General features: G+C 45.4%; 12 protein-coding genes. 9 read left to right on the top strand and 3 right to left on the bottom strand.

Features of this window, described 5'->3' with window-relative positions:
• Positions 1-32: 32 nt before the first annotated feature.
• Genes C825_RS27160 through C825_RS27150 form a run of 3 tightly spaced genes read left to right on the top strand, consistent with a single transcriptional unit; the run spans position 33 to position 4,410 of the window.
• Positions 33-2,243 carry a patatin-like phospholipase family protein gene (locus C825_RS27160; RefSeq protein WP_010800875.1) on the top strand — a complete coding sequence of 737 codons (2,211 nt, stop codon included), beginning with the start codon at positions 33-35 and terminating at the stop codon, positions 2,241-2,243.
• Between the two features lie 46 nt (positions 2,244-2,289).
• Positions 2,290-3,699, top strand: coding sequence for a sialate O-acetylesterase (locus C825_RS27155; protein WP_010800874.1), 1,410 nt, complete (start codon positions 2,290-2,292; stop codon positions 3,697-3,699).
• Positions 3,700-3,738: 39 nt separating this feature from the next.
• Positions 3,739-4,410, top strand: a complete 672-nt coding sequence (locus C825_RS27150) for a DUF2461 domain-containing protein (RefSeq protein WP_010800873.1) — start codon at positions 3,739-3,741, stop codon at positions 4,408-4,410.
• A 47-nt stretch (positions 4,411-4,457) separates the two neighbouring features.
• Here the strand turns inward: C825_RS27150 and C825_RS27145 are convergent, their stop codons facing one another.
• Positions 4,458-5,666, bottom strand: coding sequence for a hexokinase family protein (locus tag C825_RS27145; protein ID WP_010800872.1), 1,209 nt, complete (start codon positions 5,664-5,666; stop codon positions 4,458-4,460).
• Positions 5,667-6,034: 368 nt separating this feature from the next.
• Here C825_RS27145 and C825_RS27140 point away from each other — a divergent pair, with 368 nt between their 5' ends.
• On the top strand, positions 6,035-6,442 hold the full coding sequence (locus tag C825_RS27140; protein ID WP_010800871.1) for a DUF3836 domain-containing protein: 408 nt from the start codon (positions 6,035-6,037) through the stop codon (positions 6,440-6,442).
• 103 nt (positions 6,443-6,545) lie between these two features.
• On the opposite strand, the gene C825_RS27135 is transcribed toward C825_RS27140, so the two are convergent.
• Positions 6,546-7,910 (bottom strand): TrpB-like pyridoxal phosphate-dependent enzyme, encoded by a 1,365-nt coding sequence (locus C825_RS27135; RefSeq protein WP_010800870.1) that lies wholly within the window; start codon positions 7,908-7,910, stop codon positions 6,546-6,548.
• Positions 7,911-8,066: 156 nt separating this feature from the next.
• Between C825_RS27135 and C825_RS27130 the strand changes: the two genes are divergently transcribed.
• The 5 genes from C825_RS27130 (at position 8,067) to C825_RS27110 (ending at position 14,400) form a co-directional block, all read left to right on the top strand.
• Positions 8,067-9,293 (top strand): DcaP family trimeric outer membrane transporter, encoded by a 1,227-nt coding sequence (locus C825_RS27130; protein ID WP_010800869.1) that lies wholly within the window; start codon positions 8,067-8,069, stop codon positions 9,291-9,293.
• 15 nt (positions 9,294-9,308) lie between these two features.
• Positions 9,309-10,532: a DcaP family trimeric outer membrane transporter gene (locus C825_RS27125; RefSeq protein WP_010800868.1), complete on the top strand. Its 1,224-nt coding sequence runs from the start codon at positions 9,309-9,311 to the stop codon at positions 10,530-10,532.
• Positions 10,529-11,416: an SDR family oxidoreductase gene (locus tag C825_RS27120; protein WP_173012297.1), complete on the top strand. Its 888-nt coding sequence runs from the start codon at positions 10,529-10,531 to the stop codon at positions 11,414-11,416. The genes C825_RS27125 and C825_RS27120 overlap by 4 nt, the downstream gene beginning before the upstream one ends.
• Before the next feature lie 20 nt (positions 11,417-11,436).
• On the top strand, positions 11,437-12,624 hold the full coding sequence (locus C825_RS27115) for a phosphoribosylaminoimidazolecarboxamide formyltransferase (RefSeq protein ID WP_009860017.1): 1,188 nt from the start codon (positions 11,437-11,439) through the stop codon (positions 12,622-12,624).
• A gap of 219 nt (positions 12,625-12,843) precedes the next feature.
• On the top strand, positions 12,844-14,400 hold the full coding sequence (locus C825_RS27110) for a sulfatase-like hydrolase/transferase (protein WP_010800866.1): 1,557 nt from the start codon (positions 12,844-12,846) through the stop codon (positions 14,398-14,400).
• A 198-nt stretch (positions 14,401-14,598) separates the two neighbouring features.
• Here the strand turns inward: C825_RS27110 and C825_RS27105 are convergent, their stop codons facing one another.
• Positions 14,599-15,876, bottom strand: a complete 1,278-nt coding sequence (locus C825_RS27105) for an ATP-binding protein (protein ID WP_009860015.1) — start codon at positions 15,874-15,876, stop codon at positions 14,599-14,601.
• Between the last annotated feature and the right edge of the window lie 117 nt (positions 15,877-15,993).

Raw genomic sequence — 15,993 nt, 5'->3', positions numbered from 1 at the left:
AACGAACTACATTTGCCGTAAATAGTGTGCAGATGAAAAAGTTACTTTGCTTTTTGCTGATGTTACTGGTCGCTTTGCCTTCCCTGACAGCTCAACGGAAGAAGGTTGGAGTTGTATTAGGCGGCGGGGGTGCAAAAGGTGTAGCTCATATTGGGGTGTTGAAAGTATTGGAGGAAGCCGGTATTCCGATTGATTATGTGGCGGGTACGAGTATGGGCGCCATTGTCGGTGGCTTATATGCCATCGGGTATACGCCGGCGGAAATAGATACGATGGTGTTGGAACAAGACTGGACCATGCTGCTCAGCGACCGGATCAAACGAAGCAGCCTTACCTTTCCGGAAAAGGAAAACTCCGAACGATACATTCTTTCCCTGCCTTTTGGGAAAGATAAGAAAGACCGTGTCATCCAAGGGATGATAAAAGGACAGAACCTGATGAACCTCTTTTCCAACCTGACGATCGGTTATCATGATTCCGTAGATTTCAGAAACTTCAATATACCTTTTGCCTGTGTCGCTGTGGATGCAGTCGATGGGAAGGATTATGTGTTCCGTAAAGGCAGCCTGCCGCTGGCGATGCGTGCCAGTATGGCGATTCCGGCAGTGTTTACCCCTGTCCGACTGGATAGTATGGTGCTGATAGACGGCGGGTTGAACGATAACTTCCCGGTAGATGTCGCCCGGGAGATGGGCGCCGACGTGATTATCGGTGTAGACCTGGGTACCAGTGATTTGAAGACGCTTGACAAGCTGAACAGTCCCGGTGATGTGATCGGGCAGATTATCGCCTTACACGGACATGATAAATATGCACGTAATAAGGAGCAGACCGACCTGTTGCTCCGCCCGAATATGACCTCTTATAATGCCGCCAGCTTTAGTACGGTTGCACTCGATACGCTGATCCGTCGCGGAGAGCAGGAAGCCTATGCCCATTGGGATGAGATCATTGCACTGAAAGAGAAAATAGGAATAGCGGAAGATTCCTGTCCGGAAGAGCATGGACATGTCCGGAAATCTTACCCCGCGCTGCCTACCGACAGTTTCTATATCCGGACGATCTCCTTTGTCGGTACCGATCCGAGGGACGAAAAGTGGTTGATGAAGATCAGTGGTTTGCGGGAAAACAGCCGGATCACGTTGCACGAACTCCATCATGCCATGTCTGTGCTGATCGGCTCCAATGCCTATTCGAATGTAGATTATATGCTGACCGGCGAGCAACAGCAGAATTTGGTGCTGACGGCACAAAAAAAATCAGTCAGCTCTGTGAACCTGGGTGTGCGTTTCGATTCGGAAGAGGTCATCGGCGTCTTGGTGAATGCCACTTTCGATCACCGGGCCCGCAACCATTCGAAGCTGGGATTTACCGGGCGTGTCGGGGGGAAGACTTCGTTTGCCCGCCTGGATTATGCCATCGAAAGGAATCCTTTGCGCAACCTGAACCTGGCCTACCAGTTCACTTACCAGGATCTGGATATCTACAAGAAAGGCGATAAAACATTCAATACCAGCTATACCCATCATTTTGCCGAGTTCGGCTATTCGGATATGAACTGGCTGAATTTTAAGTTCAAGCTGGGATTGCGTTATGAATATTATGATTATAATTTCTTTCTCTATACCGGTGATAATAACCAATACGAGGTAAAGCCGGAAGGTTTTATCAGTTATTTCGCTATGGCACATCTGGAGACGTTCGACAAGCGGTATTTCCCGACCAAAGGCGTTTCCCTGAAAGCGGACTATTCTTTTTATACGGACAATTTCGTCAGTTATAACGGGCATGCACCGTTCTCTGCGGTCGGTCTGAATTTCACTTCTGTCATACCTGTTACTTCCCATTTCAGTATCCTGCCTTCTCTGTATGGCCGCGTACTGATCGGTGGGAATCTGGCTTATCCTTTCCTGAATGCGGTCGGGGGCGAGGTCGAAGGACGGTATGTGCCCCAGCAGCTGCCGTTTGCCGGAATCAATCGGATGGAGATCTTCGATAACTCAGTAGCCGTTGCCCGCCTGCATTTTCGTCAGCGTATTGCAGGGAATAACTATATTTCCCTGATCGGTAACTATGCGATTCATCATGATGACTTCTTCCACCTGCTGAAAGGGAAAAACGTGTGGGGCGGAAGTCTCGGATATGCGTATAACAGCATTGCGGGACCGCTAAGCGCAACTTTCAGCATGTCCAATCAAAACACCAGCCTTCAATTTTATTTGAATCTGGGATTCTCGTTCTAGTTTTTGTTGTACATTTGTTATCCGTTAATCAAATACAAAGAGATACATGAAACTTACACGAATTACAGGGATAGTCGCCGGTCTGTCCCTTCTGGTTGCCGGTATGCAGGCACAGGTCAGTCTGCCGGCTGTTTTTACCGACCATATGGTGTTACAGCAGAAAAGTGAAGTGCCCGTGTGGGGCTGGGGATCTGCAAGTGCTACAATCAAAGTTGTCGGAAGCTGGGCTCCGCAGGATACGGCAACGACTGTCGTCCGTTCGGACGGAACCTGGGATACCACCCTGAAAACGATCGGGGCGGGCGGTCCCTATACCTTATCGGTCTTGGGCGATGGTACCCGCGAACTGAAAGATGTCATGCTGGGCGAAGTATGGCTGTGTAGCGGCCAGTCCAATATGGAATGGACTCCGATGCACGGTATCGACAACAGCGAAGAAGAGGTCGCCGCCGCCAATTATCCGAATATCCGTTTCTTCCATATTCCCAAACGCGGGGCTGCAACCCCGCAGAATAATTGCGAAGCATCGTGGGCACCCTGTACCCCTGACAGAATGAAGAGTACCAGCGCTATAGCTTACTTCTTTGGACGTGACTTGCAAAAAGACCTGAATGTCCCTGTCGGCCTGATCGTATCTGCCTGGGGAGGTACTCCGGCCGAGGTATGGGTCCCCGAAGAACAGGTAATGAACAATCCCCGGATACGTGATGTAATGCCCGATAAAACATATCCCTGGTGGCCCGTAGAGCCGGGTGTACTGTATAATCAGATGATCAGTCCGGTCGTGCCTTATGCCCTTGCCGGCGCTATCTGGTATCAGGGCGAATCCAACCGCGATCATCCGGATTCGTATGGAATCCTGCTGAAAACGATGGTCGAGAGCTGGCGTAAGAGTTTCAAAAAAGACTTTCCGTTCTATCTGGTGCAGATCGCACCGTTTACCTATAATGCCGGCGATAATGGCGCTGCTTTGGTTCGCGAGCATCAGGAATGGGTGGCCCGTACGGTTCCGGGGGCCGGGATGGTCGCTGTTTCAGATTGTGTGGCAGATGTAAAGAATATCCATCCGACCGATAAGCAAAGTGTAGGACAACGTCTGGCGAATATGGCATTGGGCAAGATATACGGCCGGCTCGATTCCGGATATGAAAGCCCTCTGTTTGAAAGTATGACCATCGATAAGAACAAAGCTGTCATCTCTTTCCTGCATGCCGGTAACGGTTTGATGTGTAAAGATAAGGAAATTACCGGGTTCATGATAGCCGGCGAAGATGGTGTCTTTATGCCTGCCAAAGTCCGGATCAAAGATAATACGGTCGTTGTAACCTCTTCCAAAGTGAAGAAGCCTGTCGTGGTGCACTATTGTTTCGATGATGCGACCATCGGCAACCTGTTCAGCAAGGAAGGTTTGCCGGTCGCTCCTTTCCGTACCGACAGAAACTGGAAGAATGAATGATATTATTCTCTATCTTTGTGGGTAAAACAGACAGACAATATGAATAAAGAGATTATACAATTCCTGAAGGAATTAAGCGTAAACAACAACCGGGAGTGGTTCCAGGCAAACAAGGACCGCTTCGATGTCCTGCACAAAGGATTTATCGACGAAGTGCAGGAAGTAATCAACCGGATTGCCCTGTTCGATCCGCAGGTAGCAGGCCTGGCATCGAAGGATTGCCAGTTTCGCATCTACCGCGATCTGCGTTTTTCGCCGGACAAGACACCTTATAAGGTTCATTTTGCAGCTTATATGGCCCAGGGCGGACGTGCCAGCGAGCGGGGCGGATATTATATCCATCTCGAACCGGGTGCCTGTATGCTGTCCGGTGGCGTATGGTGTCCTCCGCCTAAATTATTGAAAATGCTTCGCCAGGATATTTACGATCACATCGACGAGTTTGTCGGTATCATTGAAAAGCCATCCTTTAAGGAAGCCTTTCCGGTGATGGAAGGGGAGGTACTGAAGCGTATGCCGGCTGGTTATCCGACCGATTTCAAATATGACGAGATCATGAAGCATAAAGATTTCTGTTTTGCTGCCAACTTGCCGGACGAGTTCTTTATGGCGGACGACTGGATGGATCAGACCTTAAAGCGATTCGAAGAGTTACTGCCTTTTAATAATTTCCTGAATTATACGGTAGATGAATTTTTAGGAAGAGTATAAAGAATAGCGAGGGTATTTCAACTGATTGATATACCCTCGTTTTCTTATCAGGACAATGCCGCAATAGCCGTCCCTATCAGATTCGCATTATTCATTTTGTTCACATGAACTTTCACATCGCCTATTCCAAGCTCATTCAGTAACTTTTCCAGTTCTTCCATTACGAGCACATTGTAATCTTTATCTTTCCTGTTAATACTCCAGAACATACTTCCTTCGGCTACCAGGCATACTTTTTTGATATCCTTATTATAGGAAACTAATAAAGAGACCAGTCCTGCGAGCGAAGCAGCGACCAATTGTGCGGAACGGTTATATATCCAGTGGGCAACCTGTACATATTTATCTTTATGAATATCCGGATAATTCATGATAGTCGTCAGCTTCTGCGCATCAAACTTTTCTTCGAATTCATCCAGCGGAAAGGTCGATTTCAATATCTCTCCCAGATACATGCCGGAGACGGCTTTCTCAAAACGTTGCATGCCATGGCTGTCGGAGCAGGCATCGACCGTGTCGTCGACAGTTGTCAGATAAGGGGGATGGAAGTTTCCTGATTCTAGATTGACAGGGATTGGCCCGTGTGCCTGTACGGAAGAGGGTAATTTTGTAATCTTTTCGGCAGGAATAAAGGTCGCCATATTGGTTCCCGTTCCGACTATAAGTCCGATATAGGCGTCATAACTACTGTCGGTAAGTCCGGCGAACAGGCTGGCTACTGTATCATTAAGAACCTTTATGCTTGTAAACCCGGGGGTATTTCTGTCATTCAGATAGTCGAGCAGAGGTTTCCCTACCGGCTGTCCGAGCATTTCTTTGATATGCACTCCCTTTGTCCAGTGCAACAACCGGGCATCCCCGTCGGGAAGCGATTCGGCTGCGTACGAGAAGCAATAACCGATCGGCATTTCCTGTTCCCGCTTGATCTCTCCGATAGGGTCAGCCAGTTCCTTGAACAGTTCGTTACGGGTGAAGCCGGGAGTTTTCATTACCGACAGATCTTTTTTCCAGCCGTTTTCAGGATGGATAGTCGGTTTGTCGTTATTAAAGTTGACTGTTGCCACCCGGTAATTCGTACCGCCCAGGTCGAGAACGAGGGCTTTACCGTTTATGTTTGTACTTTTGGGGGTGATGAATGTCGGGATACATTGTATCTCCTGGCCGTCTTTTGCCAGACCTTCTTCTACTTTCTGTCGCAATGAAAGAGCAATCTCTTTCAATTGGTCATTTTCCAGTTTAAAAATATTTCTCTCCATGATATACCGATTTAATTTGGATGCTAATATCCTTCTTTTATTTCTAAATAACAATCGTGAGTGTATATTTAGTTCTGAATAATGCAGCTGATGATGAAAAAAACTATTAGTGTCAATTCGTAAGTAAGTTGGCTTTTTCTTTTGGCTTATTAAGAAAATAGAGACTAAAAACAATGTTGTTTTGATGTTGTAAATCGTTTTTCTTATAAATTGTAAGCTGTGTGCCGTTTTGTATGTGTTTGGGTGTAGTTTAAAATAGTTAAATAAGGCTATTGTGCTATCAATATGTCAGAATATATTTGGTTATTACCCGAAAACTGTGTTCATTTGCACGCAATTTGAAAGTAAATCTTATAAGTAATATATTTATGAAAGCTTCGATTTTAAGAAAAGAAATTTTGTCATTTGTTGTTTTGTTCGTTTGCAGTCTGGCAATGAGTGCCGCTTCTCCCAGAAACTATCTGTATGATACGAAGGAAGAGAACGGAAAGATCGTTTCAAAAGTAATATTCCTACAGGAAGAAGGGCTTTTGAACAAACAGGTGAAATATGAATTCGCCTACAATGATAACGGCAAAGTCGCTGAGAAAAAAGCGTACCGCTGGAATCAGGCAAAAGAGACATGGGATCCTTATTATCTGATTACATATCAGTATAATGAAGACGGAAATATCACTTCCGAATACGGAATGTGGGACAAAAAGAAGAAAGATTATAGCCTGAACACACAGAAAATGCTTGTTCCGGCAACCAATTATGAGGAAATTTTCTCATAATACCTATTTTAAAACATTCATAGACACACACGAAAGTGGCGCGAATAACAAAAGACGTGAGTCCCTGTTATTAGCGCCACTTTTATTTTGGTAAATAGGTCTCTTATTTGATGATCTTTTCCAATTCTGACAAATTGTTAGCAACTTCCTCATCTGTTACTTCGTAGTTTGTCAGGTCGCCGGCCAGATACTGGTCGTAAGCAGCCATGTCGATCAATCCGTGACCGGACAGGTTGAACAGGATCGTACGGGCTTTACCTTCTTCTTTCGCTTCCAGTGCTTCGCGGATAGCAACGGCAATAGCGTGTGATGATTCCGGAGCCGGAATGATACCTTCCGCCTGGGCAAACATGGTGGCTGCTTGGAATGTGTCCAACTGTTTTACATCGTATGCGCTCATTAAACCATCTTTCATCAACTGGCTGACAATAGAACCGGCGCCGTGGTAACGTAGACCACCTGCGTGGATATTTGCCGGGGCAAAATTATGTCCTAACGTGAACATCGGGATGAGCGGTGTGTAGCCGGCTTCGTCACCGAAGTCATACTGGAACTGTCCGCGTGTCAGTTTCGGGCAGGAAGCAGGTTCGGCGGCAATAACGCGTACATCTTTTCCTTCCGTCAGTTTATGACGCAGGAAGGGGAATGTAATACCGGAGAAGTTTGAACCGCCACCGAAGCAACCGATTACAACGTCCGGATATTCGCCGGCCATTTCCATCTGCTTTTCTGCTTCCAGGCCGATTACAGTCTGATGCAGCATGACGTGGTTCAATACGCTACCTAATGTATATTTGCAGTTCGGAGTTTGCATTGCCAGTTCTACCGCTTCCGAAATAGCTGTACCCAGGCTACCCTGATAGTTGGGATGGTCGGTCAGAATCTTACGTCCCGCTTTCGTACTCATACTCGGAGAGGCGATCACTTGTGCACCGAATGTCTGCATGATAGAGCGGCGATAAGGTTTCTGATGATAGCTGATCTTTACCATATATACAGCCAGTTCCAGGCCGAAAGCCTTGGCGGCATAGGATAGGGCGGCACCCCATTGTCCGGCACCTGTTTCCGTAGTGATATTGGTAATACCCTCCTGTTTGCAGTAGTAAGCCTGTGCGATAGCCGAGTTCAGTTTATGCGAACCGATCGGGCTGACGCTTTCGTTCTTAAAGTAGATATGTGCAGGAGTATCCAGCATCTTCTCCAGCCCGTAAGCACGAACTAGCGGAGTCGGACGCCATACCTTATATAATTCGCGAACTTCTTCCGGTATTTCAATCCATGCATCTGTCGTGTTCATTTCCTGGTGTGAAGCACCTTTGGAAAATAAAGGATACAAGTCTTCTTCCTTCAACGGTTGCTTTGTCTGCGGATTTAAAATAGGAAGTGGTTTGTTCTTCATGTCAGCCACAATGTTATACCAGGCTGTAGGTATGTCTTTCTCCTCCAATAAAAACTTTTTAGTACTCATAATTCTTTATGTAGTTTACATTATTAATCATTTTGGCCTTTCAGGCTTACAACTTGGAAGCAAAGTAACAAATAATATTTCGTTCTTCAAATTGAATAAACAAAAATATATACCTTTGCGCCTTCAAACTAGACAAATAGATAACAAACGACAACGATGAAAAAGCTGGCTCTGCTATTGGTAAGTATGCTGACTTTGTTTTCCGCAACTGCCCAGAAGAAAAACTTCACTTACAAGTTTTATGGTTTTGTACGTGGTGACCTGTTCTACAACACCCGTGCAAATATGGCTCCGGTAGACGGAAACTTCTACCTTTTCCCTTTGGATGAAAAACCGGATGCTGACGGGAAAGACTTGAATGCGACTCCCAACGGTAGTTTTTATACGTTCACTTCCCGCCTGGGATTGAGTGTGACCGGCCCGAATGTCGGCTCGGCTCGTACTTCAGCTTGTCTGGAGACTGACTTCGGCGGCTTTTCGGGAAGTACGACTATGTTGCGTATCCGCCAAGCATGGGTAGCGTTGGATTGGGATAAGAGTAATGTATTGATCGGTCATACCTGGCATCCGTTATTCGGTTCCGTATTTCCGGATATGTTGAATCTGTCGACAGGCGCACCTTTCCAACCTTTCAACCGCAGTCCGCAGATTCGTTATCAATACAAGGCAGGTAATGTAAAACTAACCGCTTCGGCTATATGGCAGTTGCAATACACGTCGAGCGGTCCGAAAGGGATGAGCGAAGATTATATAAAGAATAGTTGTGTGCCGGAGTTTTATGTAGGAGCCGATTATACGTCCGGCAATGGCTGGCTGGCAGGAGCCGGTATTCACCTTATTTCTTTAAAACCCCGTACGACTTCTGAGATAAATGACAAAGTATATAAAGTAAATGAGCGTATGACGACATATTCATACGAAGCTCACTTGAAATATACCGGCCGTAATTATACCTTTGCAGCCAAAAGCCTGATGGCTTCCTGTCTGGACCAGACGGCCCTGATCGGCGGCTATGGCATTAGTTCTGTCGATCCGAAGACCGGCGAGCAGGAATATACTCCTTTCCGTCATTCGACAACCTGGGCGAATTTCACCTATGGCACGAAATGGAAAACGGGACTATTCCTGGGATACACCAAGAACCTGGGGACGGATGATGAGCTGACAGCCTCGAAAACAGTTTACGGAATGGGACTGGATATCGATCAGTTGCTGACGGTAAATATGAATTTTTCTTATAATCTGCCTCACTGGCAGATCGGACTGGAATATTCTCCGGCAACGGCCTGGTATGGAACGATCGACCAGAAGAACGGTAAAGTGGGAAACACTCACGCCATAACCAATCACCGCATATTGGGATTGGTTATGTATTATTTCTAATTTGAACGCTTTTAAATGAGAACGAGACTAGGTATGTTTTTATTGGCCGGATTGTTAGCTGTAACGTCCGGTTATGCACAGAAGAAGAATTTTTCGTATACGTTTTACGGACAGGTTCGTGGTGACTTGTTCTATAATTCCCGGGCCAATTCCGAGATAGTAGACGGTTTGTTTCATCTCTATCCGAAAGATATCTCTCCGGATGCAGATGGTAATGATTTGAATGCTACGGCAAACGGTAGCTTTTACCTGTTGTATTCCCGCTTGGGGATTGATGTGGCAGGACCGAGTGTTGGCAAAGCTAAGACAACCGCTAAATTGGAAGTGGATTTCCGTGGTTCGGGAAGTAACTTTGCCATGATTCGTGTGCGGCATGCCTATGTAAATCTGGATTGGGGAAAATCGGCTGTCCTGATCGGACAGACCTGGCACCCATTATTCGGTGATATCTTTCCACAAATGTTGAACCTTTCCACCGGAGCACCTTTCCAGCCGTTCAGCCGTAACCCGATGCTTCGCTATCGTTATACCAATCAGGGGTGGAGCCTGACGGGGGCGGCTATCTGGCAGTTGCAGTATCTGTCTACCGGACCGAACGGAAAGAGCGAGGAATATATAAAGAATAGTTGTGTACCGGAATTTTATGCCGGTGTCGATTATAAAACCAACAATTGGATGGTGGGTATTGGTGCCGATCTTATTTCGTTGGCACCACGTATAAAATCCGAAGTCGGTGATAAGACTTATAAGGTAAAAGAGCGTGTTACCTCCGTTTCTGTCGAGGCGCATGCCCGTTATACGGATGATAACTGGAAGATTTCGGCAAAGACGATTATGGGAGAGAATCTGGCTCATCTCTGTATGCTGGGTGGTTATGGCGTCAGCAGTATAGACAAACGTACCGGCGAACAGGAGTATACGTCTTACCGTCATTTAATGACCTGGTTGAACGTGGTGTATGGCAAGAAATGGCAACCCGGATTGTTTGTAGGGTATTTGAAAAACCTGGGGGCAGGCAAGGATATTGTCGGACCGACTTATGGAGTGGGACTCGATGTGGATCAGGTCTTTACCACTAATTTGCAACTGTCGTATGTGTTGCCTCACTGGAAACTAGGAGTGGAGTACAGCCCGTCTCTGGCCTGGTATGGCGACCGTACACTTGCCGACGGACGTATTCGTGATACCCATTCAGTAACCAATCACCGTATATTAGGTGTATTAATATATTCATTCTGATGAAAACGCTGATAATTGGAGCAAACGGCTTTACAGGCAGACGCATCTTGCAACATCTGTCCCTGTGTGGTGGGTATGAACTGACAGGATGCTCCCTGCATAAAGATATTCAGCCGGAGAGTAATACCCGTTTCGTTCAGGCGGATATCAATGATCATCCGGCCATCGGGCGATTGATCGGGGAGATGCGTCCTGATGTCGTGATAAATGCTTCCGCACTTTCCGTACCCGATTATTGTGAGTCCCATCATGAAGAGGCGCATGCCGCCAATGTACTTGCCGTTGAAAATATGGCGCGTTGCTGTGAACAGGAAGGTAGCCGTTTTATTCATCTGTCGACCGATTTTGTCTTTGACGGAAAGAATCGTTCTTTATACATCGAGGAAGATATTCCGGCTCCGGTGAATTATTATGGCCTGTCGAAATATCAGGGAGAATTGGCCGTGGCTGCCAATTGCAGTAATTATGCGAATGTCCGCGTGGTCGTTGTCTACGGAAAAGTATTGCCGGGGCAACATGGCAATATTTTGCAACTGGTAAAGAACCGCCTGGAAGCTGGTCAGCAGATACGGGTCGTTTCCGATCAGTACCGTACACCGACTTGGGTAGAGGATATCGCTATCGGAGTAGAAAAACTGATGCATGTTTCTCTAAACGGTATCTGGCATATTTGTGGAGGCGAATGCCTTTCGATAGCCGATATCGCTTACCGTGTTGCCGATTATTTCAAGCTGGACCGTTCATTGATTATCCCGGTCACCACCGAAGAAATGAACGAAGCGACTCCGCGTCCCCGTTTCAGCGGACTGAGCATCGAAAAAGCAAAACGTGAATTAGGCTATACTCCTCATACCCTTGAAGAAGGAATGGCGGAGATGAGATAGAATCATATATAACAAGCAATATGAGCACAGAAAACAAAAACTCTTTAGAACTGAAGTACGGCTGTAACCCCAACCAGAAGCCGTCGCGCATTTTTATGCAGCAGGGGGAATTGCCTATAGAGGTATTGAACGGCCGTCCCGGATATATCAATTTCATGGACGCTTTCAATAGCTGGCAATTGGTGAAAGAACTAAAAGAGGCTACCGGACTACCGGCTGCCGCATCTTTTAAGCATGTTAGTCCGGCGGGTGCCGCTGTGGGAATCGAGATGAGCGATACCCTGAAGAAAATTTATTTTGTAGACGACCTGCCTCTTACTCCTTTGGCAACCGCTTATGCCCGTGCCCGTGGTGCAGACCGCATGTCTTCTTACGGCGATTTTATCGCTTTGAGCGATACTTGCGACGAAGCTACTGCCCGCCTGATCAACCGTGAAGTTTCCGACGGTGTCATCGCTCCCGGTTATACCCCGGAAGCCTTAGAAATTCTGAAGAACAAACGAAAAGGAACGTATAACGTGATTAAGATCGATCCGTCTTATAAGCCGGCTCCGATCGAACATAAAGATGTGTTCGGTATCACTTTCGAACAGGGACGTAACGAGATTAAACTAGACGAAAGCCTGCTGACAAATATCCCGACTCAGAATAAGGAATTTTCCGAAGCTGCCAAACGCGATCTTATCATTGCCCTTATTACATTAAAATATACGCAGAGTAATTCTGTCTGCTATACAAAAGACGGACAGGCTATCGGTATCGGTGCCGGTCAGCAGAGCCGTATCCATTGTACCCGTTTGGCCGGAAACAAAGCCGACATCTGGTATCTCCGCCAGCATCCGAAAGTAATGAACCTGCCCTGGATCGAAAAGATCCGTCGTGCCGACCGCGATAATACAATCGACGTATATATCAGCGATGACCACGAAGATGTTTTGGCCGACGGTATCTGGCAACAGTTCTTCACCGAAAAACCGGAAGTGCTGACTCGTGAAGAGAAACGTGCCTGGCTGGACACCCTGAAAGGGGTAGCATTGGGCTCAGATGCTTTCTTCCCCTTCGGTGACAACATCGAACGTGCTCACAAAAGCGGTGTCGAATATATCGCACAGGCAGGCGGTTCCGTTCGTGACGACCATGTGATCGATACTTGTGATAAATATGGCATAACGATGGCGTTTACAGGGGTACGTTTGTTCCATCATTGATTGCATATGAAATGGGTAAGATTTCTGATGAAAGAATTCTTATCCATTCTGTTTACCTTAAATAATAGAACAGGAAAATCACGGTTATTATACGGTTTACTCTCGGAAAACAGCTCTATCTGTTGGCAGGGAAAACTTCGGTTGATATGCCTTATGAAGTGAAAGTTAACAGGTAAATTTGTATCTTTGGCGCAATACTATAGCTTTAAAGATCGATTTATGAATAAAACTCTCTCCTCTTCATTTGTAGCGGTTTTGTCTCTGGCAGGCGTTTCCATATCCGATTATGTACAGGCGCAGCAGCTGGTTAAACCTAATGTTATCTATATCTATGCCGACGATATGGGAAAAGGTATGCTGTCCGCTTATGGTCAACGGCATTTCACGACACCTCATATTGATGCGATGGTTACCCGGGGGACTTCTTTCGATAATGCATACGGTTGTATGTTGTCAGCTCCGGCAAGAGCCTCTCTGCTGACCGGTTATCACGATTGCCATCCGGATAAATGGATGATATCGAAGGGAGGACAGTTTATTCCTCCGACTGATAACCTCTCATTGATTCCGGCTCTTGAGAAAGAGATAGATGATGGGGATATTCTTCTAGGGGAAGGCGACTGTTATCTTCCCCAGGTATTTAAGAAAGCTGGTTATGTAACCGCCGAGATCGGAAAGCTGGAATGGGGTTTTACGGCTACCCGCAAACAGATGAAGGAACATGGGTGGGATTATTATTACGGTTATCTCGACCATGTACGTTGCCATGGTTTTTATCCGCCGTTTCTGTTTGACAGCGGTGAGATTGTAACGATTGACGGGAATACTCTTCCGAACTGTGGGAAGAGTACGGAAAATGAAACAGATGAGACTTTGCGGGAGCGATGGGAAAGAAATGGTAAAGCTGTTTATTCGCAGGACCTTTTTCTGGATAAGATGCTGTCTTTTATCCGCGAGAATAAGGATAAGCCTTTTTTCCTGTTTCATCCGACCCAGTTGCCGCATGGTCCGGTAGCTATCCCGGCCGTTCACCCGGAGTTGGCAGCCAACCCTGAGTTAACACCGATAGAAAAAGAATATGCTTCTATGATTAAGTTGCTGGATGATCATGTGGGGATAATTATGAATGAGCTTCGTGATCTGGGGTTGGATAAGAATACGATTATAGTCTTTGCCGCCGATAACGGGCATGAGATTTATTATTCGCAGAAAGGAAGATGTGAAAAACCTTATAAGAACCTGCAAACCGGCCAATTGTTTGATGACTATACAGATAAGTATTACAGCGACCTGGCAGGCGATATTTTTAACGGGAATGCCGGGATGGCCGGACTGAAACGGAGTAATCTGGATGGCGGCGTACATATCCCGCTGATCTTTTACGGTGAAGGATTGATACCGGCCGGCGTGAAAAGCAAGGAATTGGTTTCCAATTACGACTTCCTGTCTACGATGGCTGATCTGCTAAACGTTTCGCTCCCGGTAAAGAAAGACGGTATCTCTTTCCTGCCTACTTTGCTGAATGGGAAGCAAACAGATCCGAAACGGTATGTCGTATATGGCTCCAATCTCGGACCGGGCATTGTTATGAACGATGGCTGGAAACTCCGTTATTACAGAAAACAAGGTGTTTATGAGTTGTACAACTTGTCTGACGATCCGCAGGAGCGCAAGAACGTGATTGATAAATATCCGGAGAAAGCGGAAGAACTGAAAGCTATTATGCTGAAGGAATGTGACGGAAACCTGGAAAATGGGGTAAACAGATACGGATAACTATTCAGGGAACACAGATTAATGCATATCACATCTGTGTTCCTTTCATATCACAGATGGATTTTGTTTGTATCACAGTTGAGTTTCTTTTGTATCACAGATGTGATATGAATAAACTTTGGCATTTTGCTGACTCTACATTTGGCTTCGTCGGTTCGTTCAGAAGACTAATCCATTCCTTCCGGGCGTCTGTCGACACTACCTGTTTTCCAACAGACTGTCCTGTTCAAGTAGCCATTTCCAAATCGGAACAACAGCGATCTCTTTTCCGTCTTCCACAATCATTTCTTCTTCATCGTGAGTAATGATGAGTAGTTTGTCAACATCCATGACTTTGGCTATTTTTAATAACGCTGTTATTTCGCGTTTGCGTGTTGCCTCTTCTTTCAGGCTATATGATACCTGTACAGCCAGATTCTTTGTCGGTATATAAAAGTCGACTTCAATGTTCTGATGATAAAAGTAAAGTTCTTCTTCGTATTTCTTTTTTAGGCTGATAGCTACCAAATTTTCTAGCAGTGAGGTTTCCGGGTCTATCAGAAATAGATTCAACAGGCCATTGTCGATGAAATAGTATTTCTGATTGGATACTTTCTCTACTAATTTACTGGCATAATTCTCAATAGAAAAGATCAACCATGTTGCTTGCAAAAACTCCAGATAATCGATAACGGTATCTGTGGTGACTTTGACTCCTGTGGATGAAACGATGTTTGACAACCGGTTGAATGAAGAGGGTTGTTTTACGCTTTCCGCCAACTTACGGATTAGGACTTTCATGGCTAAATCGTTTCGGATAGAATAGCGTGTTATCAAATCACCAAAAAATATCTTATTGAATAAATTGCTTAACCATTGGCGCTTTTCTATCTCTTCTATCAATTCTAATTCCGGTAATCCGCCAAAATAAAAATAATCAGAGAATGAACGAACTATTTCCGTGCGGTTTTTGAAATACCAGGCTGGTTCAACAGTTATGTCATTGGCTTTTAGATATTCCCGAAATGAAAAAGGATATACATTCTGTATAATAAACCTGCCGCCAAGTGTTGTTGCAATCTCACTGCTTAACATTTTGGCGTTGCTTCCAGTAATATACACCCGATATTTCAGATCTGTTAGCCGACGGGCAAACTTCTCCCAATGCGTCACAATCTGAACTTCATCCAGAAAGAAGATAGGACGATGTGCATAAAGCTCTTCATAACAAACTTTTATAAGATCGAGATCTTCAACGCTTAGGTTTATCAGGCGATCATCCTCAAAATTGAAATAAAGAATTTCTTCTATTGAGTGTCCTTCTCTCAACAAATGTTGTATTTGTTGATACATCAGATAAGATTTACCTGCACGACGAAGACCAACAAATACATAGTTTAGCTGATCTGATAAATGAATATCTCGTTCAATCAGTGTTATTTTCTCAACGAATTGCTGATATTCAATGATTAGAGACTTTATTACATTCTTTTCCATGCTATTTTATCTTTTGTACAAGACAAATGTAGTCCTATTTTGTCGATTATAAAAGATAAAATGGCATTTGTTTTATCGTTCATGAAAGATAAACATGATAAAAAACGAAAGGGACGA

Origin of the sequence: Parabacteroides sp. ASF519 (assembly GCF_000364265.2) — a bacterium.
In the GTDB taxonomy this organism is placed as follows: domain Bacteria; phylum Bacteroidota; class Bacteroidia; order Bacteroidales; family Tannerellaceae; genus Parabacteroides; species Parabacteroides goldsteinii.
This window is presented reverse-complemented; position numbering and strand designations above follow the sequence as displayed.

Coding starts and splice junctions, on each gene's coding strand:
- C825_RS27145 (WP_010800872.1), bottom strand. CDS start 5,666: ATGGAGAGAAATATTTTTAAACTGGAAAATGACCAATTGAAAGAGATT.
- C825_RS27115 (WP_009860017.1), top strand. CDS start 11,437: ATGAGCACAGAAAACAAAAACTCTTTAGAACTGAAGTACGGCTGTAAC.
- C825_RS27135 (WP_010800870.1), bottom strand. CDS start 7,910: ATGAGTACTAAAAAGTTTTTATTGGAGGAGAAAGACATACCTACAGCC.
- C825_RS27110 (WP_010800866.1), top strand. CDS start 12,844: ATGAATAAAACTCTCTCCTCTTCATTTGTAGCGGTTTTGTCTCTGGCA.
- C825_RS27155 (WP_010800874.1), top strand. CDS start 2,290: ATGAAACTTACACGAATTACAGGGATAGTCGCCGGTCTGTCCCTTCTG.
- C825_RS27160 (WP_010800875.1), top strand. CDS start 33: ATGAAAAAGTTACTTTGCTTTTTGCTGATGTTACTGGTCGCTTTGCCT.
- C825_RS27140 (WP_010800871.1), top strand. CDS start 6,035: ATGAAAGCTTCGATTTTAAGAAAAGAAATTTTGTCATTTGTTGTTTTG.
- C825_RS27125 (WP_010800868.1), top strand. CDS start 9,309: ATGAGAACGAGACTAGGTATGTTTTTATTGGCCGGATTGTTAGCTGTA.
- C825_RS27105 (WP_009860015.1), bottom strand. CDS start 15,876: ATGGAAAAGAATGTAATAAAGTCTCTAATCATTGAATATCAGCAATTC.
- C825_RS27130 (WP_010800869.1), top strand. CDS start 8,067: ATGAAAAAGCTGGCTCTGCTATTGGTAAGTATGCTGACTTTGTTTTCC.
- C825_RS27150 (WP_010800873.1), top strand. CDS start 3,739: ATGAATAAAGAGATTATACAATTCCTGAAGGAATTAAGCGTAAACAAC.